This window comes from uncultured Campylobacter sp., from assembly GCF_937949835.1.
Taxonomy (GTDB): domain Bacteria; phylum Campylobacterota; class Campylobacteria; order Campylobacterales; family Campylobacteraceae; genus Campylobacter_B.
Window position 1 is genome coordinate 1 of the sequence record NZ_CALEDC010000502.1, and the last position, 2495, is coordinate 2495.

General features: G+C 46.4%; 4 protein-coding genes. All 4 read left to right on the forward strand.

Annotated features, from left to right (window positions below; translation table 11 throughout):
• Positions 1 to 246: 246 nt before the first annotated feature.
• Genes Q0256_RS11105 through Q0256_RS11120 form a run of 4 tightly spaced genes read left to right on the forward strand, consistent with a single transcriptional unit; the run spans position 247 to position 2455 of the window.
• Positions 247 to 1167 (forward strand): SPFH domain-containing protein, encoded by a 921-nt coding sequence (locus tag Q0256_RS11105; protein WP_297963090.1) that lies wholly within the window; start codon positions 247 to 249, stop codon positions 1165 to 1167.
• On the forward strand, positions 1164 to 1736 hold the full coding sequence (locus tag Q0256_RS11110) for an NfeD family protein (RefSeq protein WP_297963092.1): 573 nt from the start codon (positions 1164 to 1166) through the stop codon (positions 1734 to 1736). Before Q0256_RS11105 ends, Q0256_RS11110 begins: the two co-directional genes overlap by 4 nt.
• Before the next feature lies 1 nt (position 1737).
• Complete coding sequence (locus tag Q0256_RS11115) at positions 1738 to 2088, forward strand: nucleotidyltransferase family protein (protein WP_297963094.1); 351 nt, start codon at positions 1738 to 1740, stop codon at positions 2086 to 2088.
• Positions 2081 to 2455 carry a HepT-like ribonuclease domain-containing protein gene (locus Q0256_RS11120; RefSeq protein ID WP_297963096.1) on the forward strand — a complete coding sequence of 125 codons (375 nt, stop codon included), beginning with the start codon at positions 2081 to 2083 and terminating at the stop codon, positions 2453 to 2455. The genes Q0256_RS11115 and Q0256_RS11120 overlap by 8 nt, the downstream gene beginning before the upstream one ends.
• Positions 2456 to 2495 lie beyond the last annotated feature (40 nt).

Sequence of the window (2495 nt, forward strand, 5' to 3'; positions counted from 1 at the left end):
CAAGCTCAATCAGTAGCGTGGCGACCCCAACGACCGAAAACCACAAGCCGAACATACATATAAAACCCGCCGAAAAGAGCAGTCGGTAGTTGCGTGAATGGCGAAGCAGCACGATGTATCTGATCATAAAATTTTATCCCGTAAATTTAATTATAAAAAATTTTAAGCGATTGTATCACGACGCGCCTTAAAAGCCAAAATAAGCTAAAAATGCTATAATTGCAAAATTTTAATTCAGGAGTGAAAATGGAAGGGTTCGTAACTACGGTAATAGTATTTTGCGTCCTCATCGCGGCAATTCTAAAGATGGGGGTCAAGATCGTCTCGCAATCGGAAATTTTGATTATCGAGCGGCTGGGTCGCTTTCATAAGGTGCTAGACGGCGGCTTTCACATCATCGTGCCGTTTTTTGACGCGGTGCGCGCGAAGATGAGCGTGCGCGAGCAGCTGGTGGACATCAGCAAGCAGCAAGTCATCACCAAAGATAACGTCAACATAAGCGTCGACGGTATCGTGTTTTTGAAGGTCATCGACGGTAAGATGGCGCTTTACAACGTCGAGGATTATCGCCGCGCGATTTCAAATTTAGCGATGACGACGCTACGTAGCGCGATCGGCGAGATGAGCTTAGACAACACGCTTAGCTCGCGCGATCAGCTAAATTCCAAGCTGCAAATCGCTCTGGGCGACGCCGCGGATAACTGGGGCGTAAAGATCATGCGCGTGGAGATTTCCGAAATTTCGGTACCGCACGGCATCGAAGAGGCGATGAATATGCAGATGAAAGCCGAGCGCGAAAAGCGCGCGATCGAGCTTAAAGCCGAGGCTGAAAAAGCGGCCCTCATCCGAAACGCCGAAGCGCTAAAGCAGGAGAAGGTGCTTGAAGCCGAGGCGATCGAGCGTATGGCTGATGCGAAAAAATATGAGCAGATCGCGCTTGCGCAAGGTCAAAAAGACGCGATGGACAGTATAAATTTAGCGATGAGCGCTTCCAGCTTTGCGGCGGAATACCTGCTCGCGCAGGGTCGCGTAAACGCTTTCAGCGAGCTGTCCAAAAACCCGAGCAAGGATAAAATTTTGATCCCTTACGAAACGAGCGAGCTTATTGGCTCTCTTAGCGTGCTTAAAGAATTCCTCAGCAAAAACGGCGCGAAGGAGCTCAAATGAACGCGCTGATTTTTATCATAATCGGCGTGATTTTGGCGATCGTCGAGCTTTTGGTGATGGATTTTACCTTTATATTTTTCAGCGCCGGATTTTTTATCACGGGGCTTTTGAGCTTCGGCTTTCATCTTGATTGGGACGTGCAGATTCTGCTTTCGTTCGTACTCTCTTTCGTGCTTCTGATCGCATTTAAAAAGCCGCTAAAATCGCGCTTTTTCAAACCAGAAGAGAAGCATAAGGATAATTTTTTAGACGAAAGCGGCACCGGCACCGTCAAAAACGGCATGGTCTATTTCAAAGGCACGTTTTGGAAAAGCGATGAAATTTCGGAGCTTAACGAGGGTGACCGAGTCGAAATTTTAGGCGTAAAAAACGGCCAGATCGTGGTTAAAAAAGATAGCAGTCGAAATTTTAGCGGCGCAGACGGCGTAAATTTAAATGACGGCGGTTCAAATTTAGGCGACGCGGACGGTACGAGTACCGACGATAAAAATTCCAACGTCGCCGCGAGCAAAGACGCGCAAAGCTCCGATGCCAAACAAGAAGCGCCCGTAGATCCGAAAGAGGCGTAGAGTGAGCGCTAAAACCGCACCGAAAAAAGCGATTAACAGCAAAGATGAAATTTTAAAATTTTTATCGTCACAGAAAAAGAGGCTTTTTGCGGTAGGCGTTACCGAGCTAGGGCTTTTCGGCAGCTACGCCAAAGGTAGCGCCGACGCGTTTTCAGACATCGACATCGCGATCGAAACCGACGGGGCAAAAATGGTAAAAAATTTAGGAAACCCATTTTCGGCGCTGGCCTTTTTAGACGATTTTAAAAAAAAGCTATCCAGTAAATTTAATGCAAATGTCGATCTGTGCGATACTGCCTCTTTAAGTCGCGAAGAAAAAGCAAAGCTGCTGCAAGGAGCGATTTATGTTTGAAAAATCAAGCGTCGAGCGATTAAAAAAGATATCTGATAAAATTTCATCCATCCTAAATAAATGCGAGGGCGGCGTAGCGCAGGCTCTTGCCGACGAGGACGTTTTGCAGCCTGCGATAATGATGCAGTTCATCAATATCCACGCCCTGCTAAAAGGGCTGCAAGAAAGCAACGATTTGCAGGCTTTGGCGATCTTTAGCAAAGATGAAATAAGAGCTATCAACGCCACCAGAAATATCGCTTCGCACGAATACGAACGGCTAAATTTTGAGCTGATAGAGATAGCCATCAAGGACTATCTGCCGACGCTAAATCAAAAAATCATCGACGCACTAAAACCATATCGCAAAGGCAAACCGGAAGGATAAATTTGAAAAGACTAAGTATAGATGAAGCCCTAAATTTAAT

Excerpts from the sequence above, each read along its gene's own strand:
- Q0256_RS11110 (WP_297963092.1), top strand. The coding sequence starts at position 1,164 with ATGAACGCGCTGATTTTTATCATAATCGGCGTGATTTTGGCGATCGTC.
- Q0256_RS11105 (WP_297963090.1), top strand. The coding sequence starts at position 247 with ATGGAAGGGTTCGTAACTACGGTAATAGTATTTTGCGTCCTCATCGCG.
- Q0256_RS11120 (WP_297963096.1), top strand. The coding sequence starts at position 2,081 with ATGTTTGAAAAATCAAGCGTCGAGCGATTAAAAAAGATATCTGATAAA.